The organism is Phenylobacterium aquaticum (assembly GCF_022695515.1).
Classification (GTDB): Bacteria; Pseudomonadota; Alphaproteobacteria; order Caulobacterales; family Caulobacteraceae; genus Phenylobacterium; species Phenylobacterium aquaticum.
Genome location: NZ_JALDPT010000011.1, coordinates 1 through 16,974, shown reverse-complemented (window position 1 = coordinate 16,974; position 16,974 = coordinate 1). Strand labels below are relative to the sequence as shown.

Genomic DNA, 16,974 nt, shown 5'->3' with positions numbered 1-16,974 from the left:
CAGCGGCCCCGCTGACTGTCCCCAACGGGTCGGACGCCGGCCTCTACTCATCCCCGAACTGCGCCCGGGTGACGATCAGCTTGCCGGACTCGACGTCGGCCACCTTCACGCCCGTCGCGGCCTCGGCCGTGGCGCTGGCGGTCCAGGCGTCGGTGATCATGTCGCGCAGCTCGTCAGAGCCGGCGGCGAGGCGGGCCAGGACGAAGGCGCGGCTTTCCGCGGTCGGGGACTTGGCGAAGCCGCCCTGGGCGTCGAGGTCGTAGAGCGGAACGATCAGCTTGCGCGAGGTCTCCAGATAGGCGGCGGTGCGCGCGGCGATGGCGCAGCCGCAGTCGCGGTAGGGCTTCAGGTCCGGCTTGACCTGGTCGCGCTGGAGATTGGCCTTCACGAACGAGCCCTCGAACCGCCAGTGCAGGGTCCCGTCATTGGAATAGCCGGCCGGCCCCCCGGCGCCCCAGACGGCGATATGGGTGCTGGCGTGCATGGGATTGCTGGCGTCGCCGACATAGTGGCTCCAGACGCCGAGATCGCGGAGCGTCAGCTGCTCGCGACGCTTCAGATCCTGGACGAACCAGGCCCGGTCGGCGGGGCTCTTGGCGGTTTTGGCGCCGATCCGCTCCACCCGCCACATGGCGAAGTCGCGCACCAGCTGCTGCCAGCCGTCGATGATCTGATAGGGCAGGTAGCCCGACTGGTACTGGTCCGAACCCTTGGCGCGCAGGGCGGTGTCGAAGGCCTCCCGCGTGCCGGGCAGGGCGGAATAGGGCATGACCCCCATCACCAGGCCGGCGTCGTCGGCGTGGACATAGTGGCCCGGGTCGCGGTCGGCGTCGTGGGTCTGGCCGGAACTGCGCCAGCGGTCCGGTTCGCGGCTGAGCACGGCCAGGTCCTCGACCGCCTGGGGCGTGCGCAGGAAGCCGGGCAAGGCGGGCGGCAGACGCTCGATCGCCAGGCCGGTGATCCACTCATGCCCGCGGGTCCCCCAGGCGCCGGCCGAGGTGGCGCAGGCCAGGCCCAGGCCGGCGACGAGGATCGAGAGGAGGGGGCGACGGGACATGGGCGGGCTCCTGGCTGTGGGTCCTGTTTAGCGGGATTTCCCCGCCCGGCGCGAGCCTTCCCCTCGGCCAAGCGTGACGCGGGCGTCAACTTTCTCCATCCTGACCCCGCGTCGCGTCTTGCCACCTCCGGCGAGGCTTGTAAGTTCCGGCCAACTAAACACTGTTCAGGGCAGGACCGCGCATGGACCGCTACGACTACATCATCATCGGGGCGGGCTCGGCCGGCTGCGTTCTGGCCAACCGTCTGACCGAGGATGCGGACGTCAAGGTCCTGCTGCTGGAAGCCGGGGTGAAGGACAATTCCCTGCTGGTGCGCATGCCCGCCGGCGTGGGCTCGCTGCTGCCGACCAAGAACACCTACAACTGGGGCTTCTGGACCGAGCCGGAGCCGCAGCTGAACAACCGCAAGCTCTGGTGGCCGCGCGGCAAGGGCTGGGGCGGGTCGTCCTCGATCAACGGCATGATCTACATCCGCGGCCACGCCCGCGACTACGACCAGTGGCGCCAGATGGGCCTGAACGGCTGGTCCTACAAGGACGTGCTGCCCTACTTCAAGCGCTCGGAAAGCATCGAGGGCGGCGGCGACGCCTATCATGGCGGGGAGGGGCCCCTGTCGGTCTCGCGGGCCTCGACGCCCAACCCGATCTACAAGGCCGCCATCGACGCCGGCAAGCAGGCCGGCCATCTGGTCACCAACGATTTCAATGGCTTCCAGCAGGAAGGTTGGGGGCCCTACCAGCTGACCATCAAGGACGGCGAGCGCTGGAGCGCGGCCCGGGGCTATCTCCACCCGGTGCTGAACCGCCCGAACCTGACCTGCCTGACCGGCGCGCGGACGACCCGGATCATCATCGAGAACGGCAAGGCCGTGGGCGTCGAGTACGCCGACGAGAAGACCAAGGAAAAGAAGGTCGTGCATGCCGGCCGTGAGGTGCTGCTCTGCGCCGGCGCGGTGCAGTCGCCGCAGATCCTCCAGCTGTCGGGCATCGGCGATCCCGAGGAGCTCGGCAAGCACGGCATCCCGGTGGTCAAGGCCCTGAAGGGCGTCGGCCAGAACCTGCAGGACCACCTGGACTGCTGCCTGTCCTGGGAATGCCCCAAGCCGATCACGATCTATTCGATGCGCAAGGGCATCAAGACCCTGTTCGTCGGCCTGAACTACCTGCTGTTCAAGAAGGGCCTTGGCCGCCAGAACGCCCTGGAGTCGGGCGCCTTCCTGAAGTCGCGCCCCGACCTCGACCGTCCCGACCTGCAGGTGCACGTCGTGCTGGCGGTCATGCAGGACCACGGCAAGGTCGCCGTGCCGAAGGACGGCTTCACCTTCCACGTCTGTCAGCTGCGCCCCGAGAGCCGCGGCCGGGTGGGCCTGCGCTCGGCCGATCCGTTCGACGATCCGGCGATCTTCGCCAACTACCTCTCGACCGAGGAAGACCGCCGGGCGCTGCGCGAAGGCGTCAAGATGATGCGCAAGGTCGCCGAGCAGTCGGCTTTGGATCCCTATCGCTCCCAGGAGCTGTTCCCCGGCAAGTCGGTCCAGACCGACGAGGAGCTGGACGCCTGGATCAAGACCGCGGCCGAGACCATCTATCATCCGGTCGGCACCTGCCGCATGGGCCCCAAGGGCGATCCCATGGCGGTGGTCGACGAGGAGCTGAAGGTCCAGGGCATCGAGGGCCTGCGGGTCATCGACGCCTCGGTCATGCCGACCCTGGTCGGCGGCAACACCAATGCACCGACCATCATGATCGCCGAGAAGGCCTCCGATCTGCTTCGTGGCAAGGCGCCTCTGCCCGCCGACGACGCGCCGGTGTATGACGACGGTCAGAAGGCGGCCTAGACCCGCCACGCGCCAGGGAGAGATGGGATGGAGCTGCGCCGCCTAGGGAAATCGGACCTGAAGATCGCGCCGCTCGTCCTGGGCGGCAATGTCTTCGGCTGGACGGCGGACGAGCCCACCTCGTTCGCCATCCTCGACGCCTTTGTCGACGGCGGGTTCAACGCCGTCGACACCGCCGACGTCTATTCCCGCTGGGCGCCCTGCGGCGGCGGGGCGTCGGAGACGGTCATCGGGAACTGGTTCAAGGCCAGCGGCAAGCGCGACAAGGTCGTGCTGATGACCAAGCTCGGCTCGGAGATGGGCGAGGGGATGAAGGGGCTGTCGGCCAAGTACATGGTCGAGGCCGTGGAGGCCTCGCTCAAGCGCCTGCAGACCGACGTCATCGATCTCTACCAGTCGCACCGCGACGATCCCGAGACCCGTCAGGAAGAGACGGCCGAGGCCTATGACCGCCTGGTCAAGGCCGGGAAGGTCCGCGCCATTGGCGCCTCGAACTTCGAGCCCGCGCGGCTGAAGTCGGCCCTGGACATCAGCGCCGCCAAGGGCCTGGCCCGGTACCAGAGCGAACAGCCGCTCTACAATCTCTACGACCGCGCGGGCTTCGAGGCCGGGATGCAGCAGCTCTGCATCGAGAACGAGGTCGGGGTGATCCCCTATTACGGCCTGGCCTCCGGCTTCCTGACCGGCAAGTACCGCTCTGAGACCGATCTGGCCAAGAGCCCGCGCGGTCGCGGCGTGAAGCGCTATCTCGACGAGCGCGGCCTGCGGATCCTGGCGGTGCTGGACGAGGTTTCGGCGATCCACAGCGCCACCCCGGCTCAGGTGGCGCTCGCCTGGGTCATGGCCCAGCCGGGCCTGACCGGCCCGATCGCCTCAGCGACCAGCGTCGAGCAGCTGACCGAGTTGATGGGCTCGGCCCGCCTGAAGCTGACCGAGCAGGACCTGGCGCGGCTCGACTGGGCGAGCTCGACCGAACTCGCCTAGTGGTCCTGGCGACCCGGGTCGCGGAAATAGAACAGGATCAGGGACAGGATCGCGGCGGCGTCGCGATCCGCCGAGCCTTGCGGCGGCAGATAAAAGGCCGGCGGGAAGGCGTTGAGCTGCAGCCCGCCGATCTCCTGCTCGCCCTTGCTGAAGACATAGCTGGTGGCGCCCCCGCCGCCCATCGGCAGCCCGCCCAGGAACTTGGTCTGAGCGCGAAGGGTCACTCCGCCGTACTGCAGCTCGCCGGCCCGCTGGGGCTGAGCCATTTCCTGCAGGAAACCGCCCTTGGTCATGGCGAGCGCAAAGGTCGCGCCCGCCGGCGCAGTGCCGCCGAACTCGCAGATATAGTCGAGGGTGTCGCGCTTGAAAGTGATCCAACCGAGACCGAGCCGGCTCTGGCCGCCTGAGCAGGTGACGGTCACCGGGGCGGACCAGCCAGGGCGCATGACCGTGAAGTCGGCCTTCAGCTTGTCCTTGGCGTAGACGCCCGCCGCCCGGGTCGAGGACGCGACGCCTCCCGAAGCGCCGGTGTACTCGCCCAGCACATAGCCCGGCCGGAACAGGCTCTCGCCCTTCTTGCCCTTGAGGGTCAGCTTCTCCGCGGTGCTCAGCATCGCGCTCGGCGCGGCCTGGGCTGCCGGCGCGGCGAGCAGGGCCAGCGCGGTGAGGGCCGAGGCCCACTTGATTGCATATGTCATCGCCAAACCCCGCCCCAGACCACGCCGATCCTCCCGCCTGACGGGGGCGCGGTCAATCCGCCTGGGTTGCAGGGCGAATCCTGAAGGCGGCCAGGCGCTCGTAATGGGGGCGCGCGGCCTCAGCGATCCGGCGCAGATCGTCGCTCAGGTTCAGGGTGGGGGCGACGGCGGGCGGCGGTTCGAAGCCGGTCGAGCGATTGACGGCGTCGTACCAGGCCGGCGCCCAGACCCCGTCCGTATCCCGGGGGCCGGCGGGCCAGGCCAGCATGGCGTCGTCGAACCCGAGCCCCAGAGCCTGGCACAGGGCGGTCAGGGTCGCGCGCGGGGCGGCCAGCACATCGCGGCCCTCGACCACCGGCGGCGCGGCGCCCAGCCGGTCGGCTTCGCGTTCGAAGAGCGCTCTCTGCCGCTCGAAGCCGATGTCGGCCAGGGTGACCTGCTCGCGCTTGGCGGTGTAGCTGGCGAGCACCGGCTCTGGCGCCCGGATCAGGAAGGCGTTGCGGCAGGCGGCCGTCCAGCCGAGGTCGACCTCCGGGGTCATGTGGTGGGTCATGTGCTTCTGGTAGAAGACCGCCGCGCCGCCGGGGGCGGGACCGGCCATGGCCCGGGCGACCGCCCGCCAGTCGGTGGGCTGCGAGGCCAGCACCTCATCCCGCATCGGATGATCCAGGCCGGTGGTCGCCAGATAGGCGGCATAGAAGGGCTCGTCGACCACAGCGGTGTCGGCTCGGTTCTCAAAGGACCGCATCATGGCCGTGGAGATGTTGCGCGGTCCCGACCACATGGCGATCCGGACGGGCTCAGGCGCGCTCACCGGGCCGCCTCGGCGTCCTTGAGCGCTTCATAGAGCGCGCGCAGTCGCGTGGTGAGCGGACCGGGCAGGGCGGCGGGCAGCGGGCGGCCGTCGATCTCGCGCACCGGCGTCAGGCCCCCGAAGGTGCCGGTGACGAAGGCCTCGTCGGCCAGGCGGGCGTCCTCGGGCGGGAAGTCGCCCTGAACGAAGGGGATGGCGTTGGCGCGGGCCAGATCCATCACATTGGCCCGCGTCACCCCGTTGAAGCAGAAGTCGTCGCGGGAGGTGCGCAGCTGGCCGTCGCGCACCCAGAAGAAGTTGGTGGCGTTGCAACTGGCGATATTGCCCGCCGGGTCCAGCATTAGGGCCTCGTCTGCGCCGGCCCGAATGCCTTCCTGCAGGGCGAGGATCAGGTTCAGCCGGCTATGGGAATTGAGCCGCATGTCGAACATTTCGCGCGGCGTGCAGCGCACCGAGACGGTGGCCAGCGACAGGCCGCGGGTGGCGATGGCGGGGCTGGGCGTCTTCCACTCGGCGACAATGACGACGGTCGGCCGGCCGAGCGCATTGCGCGGGTCCTGATTGGCGGCCGACTTCTCGCCGCGGGTGACCATCAGGCGGATATGGACGCCATCGGTCATGTCATTGGCGGCGAACAGCGCGTGGAGGGCGTCAATCACGCCCTGCCGGGTCAGGCCGATGTCGAGCTCGATCGCCGCCGCGCCCTCGAACAGGCGGTCGAGGTGGGTGTCGAGGAACAGCAGGCGGCCCTTGTGAAGGCGCAAGCCCTCCCAGACCCCGTCGCCCAGCACGAAGCCTGCGTCGAAGATCGAGACGCGGGCCTCGGACTTCGGCACGAGCTGGCCGTTCAGCCAGACCAGCGCCGTCGCGTTGCGGGGATCGAGAGCGAAATCCTGACTGCCGGCCAAGCGGACCTCCTGCGCCGGCGAACGCCGGAATCGAAGTCTAGCTTAGCTGCGCCGACGGCGCGCGTCAGGCGATGCGGCGGCCGTCCAGGGTGGCCAGCCGCAGGCGAGGCGTTTCCTCATTGGCCGGGCCCAGGCTGCGGATGGACCGCACCGCGAATTCCTGGACCGGCAGGCCGCGCAGGCGCGAGACCATGTTCAGCGGCTGATAGAGGCCCAGATAGCGTTCCGGCGAGCCCTCGGCGGTGGCCAGGGGGGCGAACAGCACTTCCATATTGATCGACGCCCCTTCGGTCGGCGCCTCGACGGTGACGACCACGGGCTCGGGACGGCGGCGGGCGGCCTCAAGTGCGGCCTTGATCTCCAGCTTGTCGCGTTCGCGGAAGAGGCTGAGCGCGTTCTGCTGGCGCAGGTCGCGGTGGTGCAGCTCACCCAGGAAGGCGCCGGCCAGGCGGATCGGATAGATGCCGGTCGCCACGCGTCCCACGATGAAGACTTGCGCGATCAGATCGGAGAAATCCGCGGGGTTGACGGCCATGCGCGTGGGCAAACGGCCTTCGCCGCCGCGGCTACGCCAATAGTCTATCAACCGTTCCGTATTTGAATGGAACACCGACATCTCGAAGCAAGCTCCGGACGCGGCCAAAGGCGGCCGCATGGGGCTTGCAGGCAGAAACGGGCCAGCCGCCAAACGTCCCGGATCGGGACAGGCGGGGGGAGACGGATCGAGGCGAGCCGCTCGGGCGGCGCGCTTCTTGCATGCTTAACGGCGGGGCCTTGCGAAGGAGGGGCCGTCCCATGACGACGCGAACGAGCCTTCTGGGTTTCCTGCTGGGACTGGCCCTTCTGATCTTTTCCGGCGCCGCGCCGGTGGCCGCGATCGCGGGCGACTGCAACTGCACGCCTACGCCGCCCTGTTGCACGACGCCGACCCCGCCTTGCTGCACGACGCCCACGCCGCCGTGCTGCACCACCCCCACGCCGCCCGTCACCTGCTGCGACACGACCAATAATTTCCGCAGCAATATCAATGTGAACGTCTCGACGGTCAGCATCGCGATCGCCAATGCGGCGTCCAGCGCAGGCTCGTCGGCCGGCGCAGGCTCGGGCTCCGGCTCGGGCAGCACGGTCTATTACGGCGGCGGCGGCGGCGGGGGCGGCTATGCGCCGCCCATGGCCAGCGGGGTGATCCAGGGCCTGAACGTCGACACCGGCAAGCGCTTGAAGCGCACCGCCTATCAGGCGACCCGGACCCGCACCAAGCGCGTCGTGATCCAGTCGGTCTGCATCGACGACCGCACCATTCCCCATCCGGCGTCGCAGGTGACGCCCGACCGCGACATCGAAGACGCCTATGACGGCGAACTCTATCGCTGCATCGCCGGGACCTGGCTGCAGGCGACCATCGCCGAATACAAGGGGGAAACCGACTTCTCCGGGGGCCAGACGCTCACCTGCCACAAGGGCGACGCGCTCTATCACGCCCCCGGCGGCAAGGTGGAATGCCGGCCCCAGAAGCCCGCGCGCGATTGCAACGAGCGCTCGCTGCTGCGGCGCTTCGGCGCGGGAATCAAGATCCTGACCATGACCCTGACCGAGACCTACACAGCCTACCGTGAGGACGAAGAACGCTCGGAATCGTCCTCGATCGCTACAACCATGAGTCTTGATGGCGGCGTCGGCGGCACTGTTTACTAGAGTTCAAGCCAGGCAATGTAGAAAACCATAATCCGCCGGCGTCGCGGGCCTTGATTTCAAAGCCCCGGTTCCCGCAAATCCACTGCGAATGGCGAGGGGCGGAACTGTGGAGCCGAGTGCGGAAGATATTCGGCGACGCACGCAGAGGCTGGTCTTTCGGTGCGTCTGCGAATTCCTGATCAATGACGCCGCCCGACTTGTCGCCGCCCATGATCGCGACTTCGTCCGAGCCGTCATCCATCTGGCGATCACCCAGGCCAGTCGTGTCGGCCCCGATGATGCGGAACGCTCCATCAGCGTCCGAGCCATCTCCCAGTCTCTTGCGCTGCCGTATGAAACGACCCGGCGGAAAGTTCTGGAATTAGAGGCCGCGGGCTTTTGTCGACGCGTCAGCGCCCAGCGGGTCGCGGCGACGCCGTCGCCGCTCGCGCCGTCAGAGGGGCGAAGCGCAAGCCAGGCAGTTGAGGCTGTCGTGGCTGACCTCAAGGCCCTGGGTTACGATGTCAGCCTGATGCTGCCCGAAGGCGCGGTTCGCGGGGCCAAGGGCGATCCGCCCAGCGAATCGACCGTTCGCAACCTCTTGGACGATTTCATCCTGCGGGTTCTCGAAAGCGGCGTGGCGCCGCACGGCTCAATGCTCGACGCCTTGGTGTTCACAGCCTTGATGCACGCGAACGCCGAGCCCATCACCCAAGACCCGACCATGGCCTGGCGATATGCGGGCGCGGACACCCCGCCGCCTGACAATCTTCGACGGCCCGTGACCATAGCCGAGCTGGCGGCGAAACTGTTCATTCCGAGAGAGACGATGCGCCGCCGGATCAGCCGCATGCTCGACCTCGGCCGCTGTGTCGCGGCGCCGGGCGGCTATCTCACCACGCTGGAGCACATGCAGAAGCCGAACGTGCTGCAAAGCGGAGCCTTGGTGGTCCATCACTTTGGCCAGTTGCTGCAGCACCTTCGCCAGGAAGGCTTCGATCTCGACGCCATCCCGCCGTCCGTGAGCGCGTCGGGCGCGGCGGCCTGACCGCCGCGCCGCGGGCTCACTTCGTCTCGGGCAGAACCTCCAGCATCCACATGCGGTCATCCTTCAGGATGCGCTGCGCCGCCCGTTGCACGTCCTGGGCGGTGACCCGTTCGGTGCCCGGAATGATCGCGCGGATGACGTCGAGCCGGCGCGGATCGGCCTGGGCGCCGGAGAGTTCGCCCAGCCAGTAGCCGTTGGTCGCCCGGGCCTTTTCGATCTGGTCCAGACGGGGCTTCTTGGCCCGTTCCAGCTCGTCAGCGGTCGGCGGCTTCTCGCGAAGGTCGGCGGCGATCTTGCGGACATCGTTGAAGAAGATCGGCAGCTTGTCCGGCGCGATCTCGACATTGGCGGAGACATAGCCCCAGCTCGGCCAGACGAAGCTGTGGTTGTAGGCGACCTGGGGCGAATAGGTGGCCCCCTGGCTCTCGCGCAGATCGTCGATCAGCCTCAGGCCCAGGACCTCGCCCATCACCGCGGCGTCGCGGGCGCCCTGGGGGTCGGCATAGAAGTCTGTGGTCGGCCAGGCGAGATAGCCCATGGACTGGTCGGCCCGGCCCTTGTGGGTCAGGACGACCGGCTGGGAGACGCCGGCCGGGAACCCGACCTGCTTCTGGCTCTCCGGCGGCGCGACGGGTTCGGGGCGTTGGGGCAGGGCGCCGAAGGTGGCGGCCACCAGGTCTACGGCCTTGTCGACGGTGATGTCGCCGACGATGACCACTTCCAGCGGCCCGGTCGCCAGGTCCGGCGCGATCTCGCTGCGGAAGTCCGCCAGCTTGGCGCTGGCGATCTGGTCGCGCGTGGGGAAGGCCCAGCGCGGGTCGCCTCCGTGCATCAGGGCCGCCACGTCCCGGGACAGGACGCCGGAATCGGTCGCCTCGAACTGGTCGTGGATAGTCTTTCCGCGGCCCTTCAGCTGTTCGAAGGCCTCCGGACGCCAGCCCGGCTCGGCGACATAGGCGGTGAGCACCTGCAGCTGGGTGTCCAGATGATCGGGGCGGGTCTCGCCGGTCAGGACGAAGGCGTCGTCGGCGATGGTGAATCGCGCGCCATAGACCCGGCTGGCCAGGACCCGCTCCATGTCTTCGGCGCTGATCTGCTTCAGCCCGCCCTCGATGAAGGCGCCGGACGCCCAGGCCATGCTGGGGCGGTCCTTGGGCAGGTCGATTCGCCCGCCGCCGACATTCACCCGCACCAGAACCTCGTCATCCTGGAAGTGGGTCGGCTTGACGGTCAGGCGGACGCCGTTGGCGAAGCGGACGAAGGTGGTGTCGAGGTCGGCGACGTCACGGGTCTCGACGACCTTGCCGGGCGCGCCGAAGCTCGCATAGGGCCAGACGACCTGGGTGGGCGCGCTGGGCGCCGCCACCGCGGTCTTGTCCGCGGCCTGGTAGGCGGCCATCAGGGCGCTTTCCCCGCCCTCGATCGGCTTGGGCGAGGTCATGAACACCAGCGGCCCGTCGCCCTTGAAGGCGGTCTTCAGGGCGGCCGAGACCTGATCGGCCTTGAGGCCCTTCACGGCGGATTCGAAGGATTGCAGGTCCTGGGCCGGGCTGGTGACCACCTGGTCGTCGTCGAGGGAATCGATGACCTCGGCCGCCATTTCTGACGGCGTGCGGGTCGCGGTTCCGGCGGCGTCAGCCTTGAGGCTGGCCCGCATCTCGTCAATCTCGCGATCCAGTTCGTCCTGGCGGACGCCATATTGCACCACGCGGCGCTGTTCCTGGGCGGCGGCGGTCAGGGCCTCGCGCCAGCGGGCCGGCTCGGCGTTGACGGTCAGCAGGGTGACCTGGGCGGCGTGATACTGCTGGCTCTTGAAGGCGCCGGCGCCGAGGAACGGCGGCTGGGGCGCGCGGGCGATGCTCGACAGGCGGCGGTTGAGCACCGCGAAGCCCAGCCGTTCGACCAGATCCTCCCGCCGTTTCGCCGCGGTGTCCGGCGCGATGTCCGGCGGCGCCATCCAGGCGATCTGCAGGGACAGGGGCGCGCCGCTTTCCACCACCAGCCTGGCTTCAGGGCTCCGAGGGGCGACCGCGCCGAGGTCGGGCGGGGAGGGCGGGGGAGCGGCCGGCGACCAGTCGCCGAACCGGGCCTTGATCTTGGCCTCCATCTCGGCGGGATCGAAGTCGCCGATCGCCACCAGGGTGGCGCGATCGGGGCGGTACCAGGTGTGATAGAAGTCGGCGATCAGCGACGCCGGCGCCGACTGCAGCACCTCGACCTTGCCGATGGGCAGCCGCCGGGGCGGCAACTGGCCTTTCAGCCAGAAGGCCAGGCGGTCCTTGTAGACCCGATAGGCCGGCGCATCCCGGGCGCGTTCCTCCGACAGCACGACCCCGCGCTCGCGGTCGACGGCGGCCGGGTCGATGGTCAGGTTCCCCGCGGTCTCCCGGAGCAGCATCAGCGAGGTGTCGACCGTGTCGGCGTCGGTGCGCGGCAGGTCGAGCTTGTAGACCGTCTCGTTGAAATCGGTGGAGGCGTTGGTGTCGGCCCCGAAGGCCAGGCCCAGGCGCTCCAGGATCTTGATCATGTCGCCCTCCGGCACCGACTTGGAGCCGTTAAACGCCATGTGCTCGAGGAAGTGGGCGAGACCCGACTGGGCGTCCGTCTCCATCAGGGAGCCGGCGTCGAACCGGAGGCGGAGGGCCGCCTGGCCGGGGGGAATCGACTGCTTGCGGATCGCATAGCGCATGCCGTTGGGCAGGGATCCGAACCGGAAGTCAGGATCGGGCGCGACGTCGGAGCGGACCTGGGGCCATTCGCCCGCCTTGCGCGCGACCGTCGCGCCGCCATGCGGCTCAAGCTTGGCGAAGAGGTTCGGGAGCTTGAAGGCGAAGCCGGACTTGGCGGGCTTGGGCGCCTCGTGGCTCTCGGTCTTGGCGGGCCGGGGCGTAACCGGGCGCGGCTTGGGCGGGCCAGCTTCGAACCGGGGCAGCTTGGGAAGCGACAGATGCGGAACGGCGCAGGCGGAGAGCGAGAGGGACGCGGCCAGGGCGAGCGCCGTACGCAACGGTCGGTGCATCCAGATTTCCGATCTGATTGAACGTGGCGGGCAACATGCGCCGCCGCTGATGACCGACGCAAGGCGCGATCATGGCGGAGTTGAGGGTGAACCCTATTGGCCGCTGGGGCGGCTCACATAATAGGTGGCGCTGTTGCCAGTGGCGGTCGAGACCCCGGAGGCCGAGCGCACTGAGCCGGTGGTCGTCACCGTTCCCGTCGCGCCGACCTCGCTGTTGTTGGTCTGGCTGTTATTGACGGTCATCCGCCCGTCGCAGCTGCCGCAGGCGTAGCCGGTGACCGAGTTGCCGGTGGCCGACGCCGTCGCGCTGGCGTCATAGCCGTCCTGGGCCGTGGTCGAGGCCACCGCTTCGATGCCGCCGCCGTCATTGAGCTGGCTGTTGTCGATCAGCACCTCGCCGCCGACATCGCCCAGAAGGGCGTTGTTGCCGACCCCGGAGGCGGTCGATGACACCGCGCCGAAATAGGCGGCGGTGCTTTCGGCCTGGGCGCGGACATAGGACTGGTTGTGCTGCTGGACATTGGCGTCGAGCACGAAGCCGTTGTTGACCGCGCTGACATTGTTGCCTGTGGCCTGGGCGGTGGTCTTGGCGTCCTGGACCTGGCCGTAATTGGTGAACTGGGCTGCCTGGGTCAGGTCGGCCGTGTTGTTCTGCCAGACCGCCATGGCGGTTCCGGAGCCGGAATCGCCGCTGTAGCTGACATTGTTGGAAATGGTGGCGGCGTCGAAGCGCGCCTGGCCGGTGACCAGGCCATAGACCCCGCCGCCGTCCGAGGTCACCTGGGCCGCGTTGGCCTGATTGACCCTGAGCCCCGCCGTGCCGCCGCTGACCGAGAGCGACTGCGTGTTCCCGAGCGCCTGGCTGGAGGCCGAGACGTCGCCGGCCTGGGCGTTGGGGGCTTCGATCTTGTTGATGGCGGCGATGGGCACGGCGTTGGTCGTCTGGGTGTAGACGCCGGTCATGGTCGCGCCCGTGACGCCCGCATATCCGGAATTGCCGGTGGCGACGGCGGTCGCGGCGGTCTTGGCGCCGGAATTGGCGCCCACATTCACCTGGGTCTGGGACGTGACCCCGCCGCCCGCCGTCTGGTTCGAGCGCATGTCAACGCGTTTGCCGGTGCTGGCGGCCTCGTAGCTGTTGGCCGTGGCGCCGCTGGCGGCGGCCGTCTGGTCGCTGACGGTCTCGACGTTCAGGGTCTGGGTGGCGAAGACGTCGCCGAGCTGGATCTGGGTGTTCAGAACCGAGCTGGGGGCCGTCTGGCTAGTAGCGGCCCCGCACGGCAGAATCCCGGCGAGCGTTCCAGCGAGAAGGATCAGCCCGCGTTTGCCCATTGTTGGTCCCCAGATTGTTGTAGGCGGGCACATAACCGCCGGTGATCCCCACCGTGCCGTCGCCCAGGGGGTCGGTGGCCAGACAGGCCCGGGGGCCGGGCATGCCGTAGAGATTGGCGGTCATTTCGACCACGGCGCGCTCGACCAGCGAGCGGACGGCCAGCTGCATCGGCTCCAGCGCGCCGGCCCCGGCCGAGACGTCGAAGATATTGCCGCCGAGAATGTCAAACAGGCCCGCGCCGACTTCCCGGCCGACCACCTGCTTCTGGTAGGAGATGACGTCGACCACCTCCAGCGTGCGGGTGTTGATGAGCCGCAGGTCCATGCCGATGTTCATGATGAACATGCGGCCGCGGAAGGTGCCCTTCAGGTCGTCGGTGTTCTGGCCGCCGACCGCGCCGTCGACGCCGGAGGAGCGGATGTTGAAGTTGAGCTCGGTGATACCGCCGGCGACATAGAAGTCGGAGCCGGGCACCTGGCCCGCCAGGATCTTGCGGTACTCCGCCGCCTGGTCCGGCGCCGGATTGGGCGCGTCGGAGATCAGCTTGTTGTTGGCGTATTTCAGCTCGAGCTCGGAGACCGAGGTGTCGAAGCGCTCGACCAGCGGCATGCCGGCCTTGGCGAAGGCCGACATGGCCATCAGCGAGGCGCCCTGGGTGATCTTCCGCCCCGAGCCGTCGGATTCGGACTTGCCGGTATAGTCGGCGATCCGGCCCACGGCGATGCGCGGCGCGACCAGGTGGGTCGAGCGGGCGTAGCCGGCCATGCAGACCAGGGCGGCGGAATAGGGGGTCGGGTTGGCGGTCACCGGCGCGGTGCCGATGGAGCGGGCGTAGTTGCCGCTGGGTCCCGCCACCGGCGTCGCGCAGCCGGCCAAAGCCACGGAGGCGATGGCGAGCACGGCCGCGGCGCGCATCAGGCGCGGTCTATTGCCCATTGCCGACCCCTCCGCTGTTCACCTTGGTGGTGGCGGTCACCGCCCCGGTGTTAGTCTGGGTCGAGTTGATGATGACGGTGTTGTAGTTGCCCTGGGTCACGACCACGAGGCTGTTGCCGATCGCGGTGGAGCCTCCGGACGAGGCGCCGACGCCGGCGAAGGAATCGATCGCGCCGGAGGCGCTGGAGAAGCTCGACTGGTCCTCGCCGGTGAGGATCAGGCCGTCGACGATGACCCGGTTGCCGTTGGCGTCGCGGGTCGAAACATTGACCGGCTGGTTCTCCGATCCTGCCGTGCGGCCGTAGCCGGCATTATAGGAGGCCGAGTTGGCGTTCATGGTCTGGGCGCCTGCCGGCGCGGCGCAGGCGAGAAGGCCGAGGGTCAGCACGAACAGACGCGGCGCGGCGGGGGGGACGGCGGCCATGGGAACTTCTCAAACTCCGCGCGGGCGAATAGGCGAGGGTCGGCACGCAACCGGCGTGCCAAATCACTTCAGGGCGCACTAAACGTTAAAGACCCTGGCTTTTTGGTTAAGACGGGCGTCGCGGCCTGATGTTTCGCCGCCCAGATTGAGGATTCGACGGCTTGGACGGCGAGAGACAGCCCATCTTCAATGCGCCCTGGCCGGCGGTGCTGATCGCCGTGGTGATCCTGGCGGCCTATGGCGTGCAGTCATTCCTGCCGCCTGAGCAAATCCTGCCGCGTTGGGCCTTCTCCGCCCAGGCTCTGGACCAGGGGAGATATGAGACCCTGATCACGGCGCTGTTCCTGTCCGGGAGCTGGCCGCACGCCTTCGCCAACAGCGCCGGCGCCCTGGCCTTCGGGACTCCGCTCGCCCGGCTGTTCGGAGGGCGGTTCGCCGGGGCCTCGGCCTTCTTCCTCTTCTGCCTGGTCTGCGGGGCGCTGGGGAACCTGGGATTTGGCCTGGTCCACCCGGGATCGGCCGGCCTGCTGGTTGGCGCGTCCGGCGCGGTGTCGGCCCTGATGGCGGCCGCGTCGCGGATCATCGCGGGGGGAGGGCGGGTCGGCCCGATTCTCAGCCCCCCTGTGATCGGCATGGGGATCGCCTGGCTGGTGGTGAACCTGCTGGTCGCCGTGCTCGGATTCGCGCCCGGCATGGGCGACGCGCCGGTGGCCTGGGAGGCGCACCTGTTCGGCTTTGCGGCCGGCGCCCTGCTGGCCGGTCCGTTCGCCTGGCTGGCGCGGCGGGATATCTCTGATTGATTTAAAGTTCCGGCTGAGCGACGCTCTCCTCCTAGGGGATAAGGGAGGTAGCGTATGCTTGTATCTCAGATCCTGAGGACCAAGGGCGACCTGGTCTTCACGGCCACGCCAAACGAGACGGTGGGGGCCATCTGCGCCTTGCTCTATGCGCGCAGGGTCGGGGCCATGGTGGTGATGGACGGCGATGCGGTCGCCGGCATCGTCTCGGAGCGCGATGTCGTCCGCGCGGTGGCGGAAGGCGGCGCCGAGGCGCTGACCCAGCCCATATCGAAGTTCATGACCCGCGAGGTCCAGTTCGCCAAACCGGGCGAGACGGTCGATTCCCTGCTGACCAAGATGACCGACCGGCGCATTCGCCACCTGCCGGTTGTCGAGGGTGCGCGGCTGCTCGGCATCGTCTCGATCGGCGACCTGGTGAAGAGCAAGATCTCCGAGGTCGAGGCCGAGGCCGATGGTCTGAAGGCCTATATCGCCACAGGCTGACGGCGGCGGCTTCGCCTCAGGCGCTCTTGAACACTTCCGCGCCCTCACCGGCGGCGGCGTCGGCGAGGCTGTAGCCCTCCAGGACCTCGGCGGTCGCGTCGCGGGCGCGAAGGAGCGCCTCTCTCAGGGAGCAGGTCGCCAGGTCCGGGCAGTCGTCGCATTTGCGGAAGGCGGTGCGACTCACGCAGGGCGCCAGCGCCAGCGGCCCATCTATGATGCGGATGATCTCGGCGAAGGTGATGTCCGGAGCCGGGCGGGCGAGCGTGTAGCCGCCGAACTTGCCGCGCCGACTGACCACGACACGGTTGCGCGCCAGCTCCAGCAGAATCGCTTCCAGGAACTTGCGCGGGGCGTCCGCGCGCAGGGCGAGTTCACCCGAGGTGAGTTGGACGCCGTCGGCGCGCGCGAGTTCGACCAGGGCTCTCAGTCCGTAACGGGCCTTCTGAGACAACATGCCGGGGCCATCCTCCTGTTTTCTCGCGCCTTCATCCCTTAGGGGGCGGGGGGCTCCTCCACAAGTCGCCCACAGGCTTGGACGAGGGGCGGGCGATTTGCGGTTTTGGACGGTTGACGAGTCGGACGGCCCCGACCATAAGCGCGCTCCGTTCGGGGCCGAGGCGTCGTCGGGGCAGAGACAAGGATTTAAAAACTCCTTGATTTTTTCGCCTTCGACGCTAAGTTCCCGTTCCTCAATCGAATCGCTACGGACTGATGAGGGAAGCCCCTCGGCGGCCCAAGGCTTCGATTTTGCCAAATTCCGGTCAAACGGGGCGCGGCGAAATTGCTCGAAACGAGCGATTGACACGAAAGAGGTCGGCCACTAGATAGCCGCCTCCGCCGGCCACCGGCGCTAAACAGTGGGTTCGGCGGAAGCCGGATTTGGTCTTTGACATCGTTGAATTGGAAAGAGAAACGCAGGCGGCGGCGCTCTAGCGATGGTCCTAACCAGACCATATAG

At 68.4% G+C, this 16,974-nt stretch carries 16 protein-coding genes; 6 read left to right on the top strand and 10 right to left on the bottom strand.

All coding sequences use genetic code 11. From position 1 onward, the window contains the following. Positions 1-43: 43 nt before the first annotated feature. Positions 44-1,057 carry a phospholipase C/P1 nuclease family protein gene (locus tag MQH10_RS09875; RefSeq protein ID WP_242563887.1) on the bottom strand — a complete coding sequence of 338 codons (1,014 nt, stop codon included), beginning with the start codon at positions 1,055-1,057 and terminating at the stop codon, positions 44-46. A gap of 182 nt (positions 1,058-1,239) precedes the next feature. Between MQH10_RS09875 and MQH10_RS09870 the strand changes: the two genes are divergently transcribed. After that, a complete protein-coding gene (locus tag MQH10_RS09870; RefSeq protein WP_242563886.1) occupies positions 1,240-2,895 on the top strand; it encodes a choline dehydrogenase in 1,656 nt (551 codons plus the stop codon). A 27-nt stretch (positions 2,896-2,922) separates the two neighbouring features. Next, entirely contained in the window at positions 2,923-3,879 is a 957-nt protein-coding gene (locus MQH10_RS09865) for an aldo/keto reductase (protein ID WP_242563885.1), read from the top strand. On the opposite strand, the gene MQH10_RS09860 is transcribed toward MQH10_RS09865, so the two are convergent. The 4 genes from MQH10_RS09860 to MQH10_RS09845 all read right to left on the bottom strand — a co-directional run bounded on the left by MQH10_RS09860 (position 3,876) and on the right by MQH10_RS09845 (position 6,915). Continuing rightward, positions 3,876-4,577 (bottom strand): hypothetical protein, encoded by a 702-nt coding sequence (locus MQH10_RS09860; protein WP_242563884.1) that lies wholly within the window; start codon positions 4,575-4,577, stop codon positions 3,876-3,878. The genes MQH10_RS09865 and MQH10_RS09860 overlap by 4 nt on opposite strands. Before the next feature lie 52 nt (positions 4,578-4,629). Next, positions 4,630-5,391, bottom strand: coding sequence for a sulfotransferase-like domain-containing protein (locus MQH10_RS09855; RefSeq protein WP_242563883.1), 762 nt, complete (start codon positions 5,389-5,391; stop codon positions 4,630-4,632). Further along, entirely contained in the window at positions 5,388-6,299 is a 912-nt protein-coding gene (locus MQH10_RS09850; protein WP_242563882.1) for an aminotransferase class IV, read from the bottom strand. The genes MQH10_RS09855 and MQH10_RS09850 overlap by 4 nt, the downstream gene beginning before the upstream one ends. Before the next feature lie 64 nt (positions 6,300-6,363). Beyond that, positions 6,364-6,915 (bottom strand): PAS domain-containing protein, encoded by a 552-nt coding sequence (locus MQH10_RS09845; RefSeq protein ID WP_242563881.1) that lies wholly within the window; start codon positions 6,913-6,915, stop codon positions 6,364-6,366. Between the two features lie 179 nt (positions 6,916-7,094). Here MQH10_RS09845 and MQH10_RS09840 point away from each other — a divergent pair, with 179 nt between their 5' ends. Beyond that, positions 7,095-7,994 carry a hypothetical protein gene (locus tag MQH10_RS09840; RefSeq protein WP_242563880.1) on the top strand — a complete coding sequence of 300 codons (900 nt, stop codon included), beginning with the start codon at positions 7,095-7,097 and terminating at the stop codon, positions 7,992-7,994. Between the two features lie 106 nt (positions 7,995-8,100). Next, positions 8,101-9,021: a hypothetical protein gene (locus tag MQH10_RS09835; RefSeq protein ID WP_242563879.1), complete on the top strand. Its 921-nt coding sequence runs from the start codon at positions 8,101-8,103 to the stop codon at positions 9,019-9,021. Positions 9,022-9,037: 16 nt separating this feature from the next. Here the strand turns inward: MQH10_RS09835 and MQH10_RS09830 are convergent, their stop codons facing one another. From MQH10_RS09830 to hfaA, 4 genes are all read right to left on the bottom strand, one after another. Next, a complete protein-coding gene (locus tag MQH10_RS09830; protein WP_242563878.1) occupies positions 9,038-12,040 on the bottom strand; it encodes a M16 family metallopeptidase in 3,003 nt (1,000 codons plus the stop codon). 93 nt (positions 12,041-12,133) lie between these two features. Then, positions 12,134-13,372, bottom strand: coding sequence for a holdfast anchor protein HfaD (gene hfaD, locus MQH10_RS09825; RefSeq protein WP_242563877.1), 1,239 nt, complete (start codon positions 13,370-13,372; stop codon positions 12,134-12,136). After that, entirely contained in the window at positions 13,302-14,309 is a 1,008-nt protein-coding gene (hfaB, locus tag MQH10_RS09820) for a holdfast anchoring protein HfaB (protein ID WP_419720761.1), read from the bottom strand. Before hfaB ends, hfaD begins: the two co-directional genes overlap by 71 nt. After that, positions 14,299-14,733 (bottom strand): holdfast anchoring protein HfaA, encoded by a 435-nt coding sequence (gene hfaA, locus MQH10_RS09815; protein ID WP_242563876.1) that lies wholly within the window; start codon positions 14,731-14,733, stop codon positions 14,299-14,301. The genes hfaB and hfaA overlap by 11 nt, the downstream gene beginning before the upstream one ends. A gap of 161 nt (positions 14,734-14,894) precedes the next feature. Here hfaA and MQH10_RS09810 point away from each other — a divergent pair, with 161 nt between their 5' ends. Both MQH10_RS09810 and MQH10_RS09805 read left to right on the top strand, forming a co-directional pair. Then, positions 14,895-15,533: a rhomboid family intramembrane serine protease gene (locus MQH10_RS09810; RefSeq protein ID WP_242563875.1), complete on the top strand. Its 639-nt coding sequence runs from the start codon at positions 14,895-14,897 to the stop codon at positions 15,531-15,533. 54 nt (positions 15,534-15,587) lie between these two features. Further along, the gene (locus MQH10_RS09805) at positions 15,588-16,016 is read left to right on the top strand and encodes a CBS domain-containing protein (RefSeq protein WP_242563874.1); all 429 of its coding nucleotides are present in this window, start codon (positions 15,588-15,590) and stop codon (positions 16,014-16,016) included. A 16-nt stretch (positions 16,017-16,032) separates the two neighbouring features. Here the strand turns inward: MQH10_RS09805 and MQH10_RS09800 are convergent, their stop codons facing one another. Beyond that, positions 16,033-16,470 carry an RrF2 family transcriptional regulator gene (locus MQH10_RS09800; protein WP_242563873.1) on the bottom strand — a complete coding sequence of 146 codons (438 nt, stop codon included), beginning with the start codon at positions 16,468-16,470 and terminating at the stop codon, positions 16,033-16,035. Between the last annotated feature and the right edge of the window lie 504 nt (positions 16,471-16,974).

What these genes read in the sequence shown, in the direction of transcription:
- MQH10_RS09875 (WP_242563887.1), bottom strand. Translation starts at nt 1,057, where the DNA reads ATGTCCCGTCGCCCCCTCCTCTCGATCCTCGTCGCCGGCCTGGGCCTG.
- MQH10_RS09870 (WP_242563886.1), top strand. Translation starts at nt 1,240, where the DNA reads ATGGACCGCTACGACTACATCATCATCGGGGCGGGCTCGGCCGGCTGC.
- MQH10_RS09865 (WP_242563885.1), top strand. Translation starts at nt 2,923, where the DNA reads ATGGAGCTGCGCCGCCTAGGGAAATCGGACCTGAAGATCGCGCCGCTC.
- MQH10_RS09860 (WP_242563884.1), bottom strand. Translation starts at nt 4,577, where the DNA reads ATGACATATGCAATCAAGTGGGCCTCGGCCCTCACCGCGCTGGCCCTG.
- MQH10_RS09845 (WP_242563881.1), bottom strand. Translation starts at nt 6,915, where the DNA reads ATGTCGGTGTTCCATTCAAATACGGAACGGTTGATAGACTATTGGCGT.
- MQH10_RS09840 (WP_242563880.1), top strand. Translation starts at nt 7,095, where the DNA reads ATGACGACGCGAACGAGCCTTCTGGGTTTCCTGCTGGGACTGGCCCTT.
- MQH10_RS09830 (WP_242563878.1), bottom strand. Translation starts at nt 12,040, where the DNA reads ATGCACCGACCGTTGCGTACGGCGCTCGCCCTGGCCGCGTCCCTCTCG.
- hfaD (WP_242563877.1), bottom strand. Translation starts at nt 13,372, where the DNA reads ATGGGCAAACGCGGGCTGATCCTTCTCGCTGGAACGCTCGCCGGGATT.
- hfaB (WP_419720761.1), bottom strand. Translation starts at nt 14,309, where the DNA reads ATGGGCAATAGACCGCGCCTGATGCGCGCCGCGGCCGTGCTCGCCATC.
- hfaA (WP_242563876.1), bottom strand. Translation starts at nt 14,733, where the DNA reads ATGGCCGCCGTCCCCCCCGCCGCGCCGCGTCTGTTCGTGCTGACCCTC.
- MQH10_RS09805 (WP_242563874.1), top strand. Translation starts at nt 15,588, where the DNA reads ATGCTTGTATCTCAGATCCTGAGGACCAAGGGCGACCTGGTCTTCACG.
- MQH10_RS09800 (WP_242563873.1), bottom strand. Translation starts at nt 16,470, where the DNA reads ATGTTGTCTCAGAAGGCCCGTTACGGACTGAGAGCCCTGGTCGAACTC.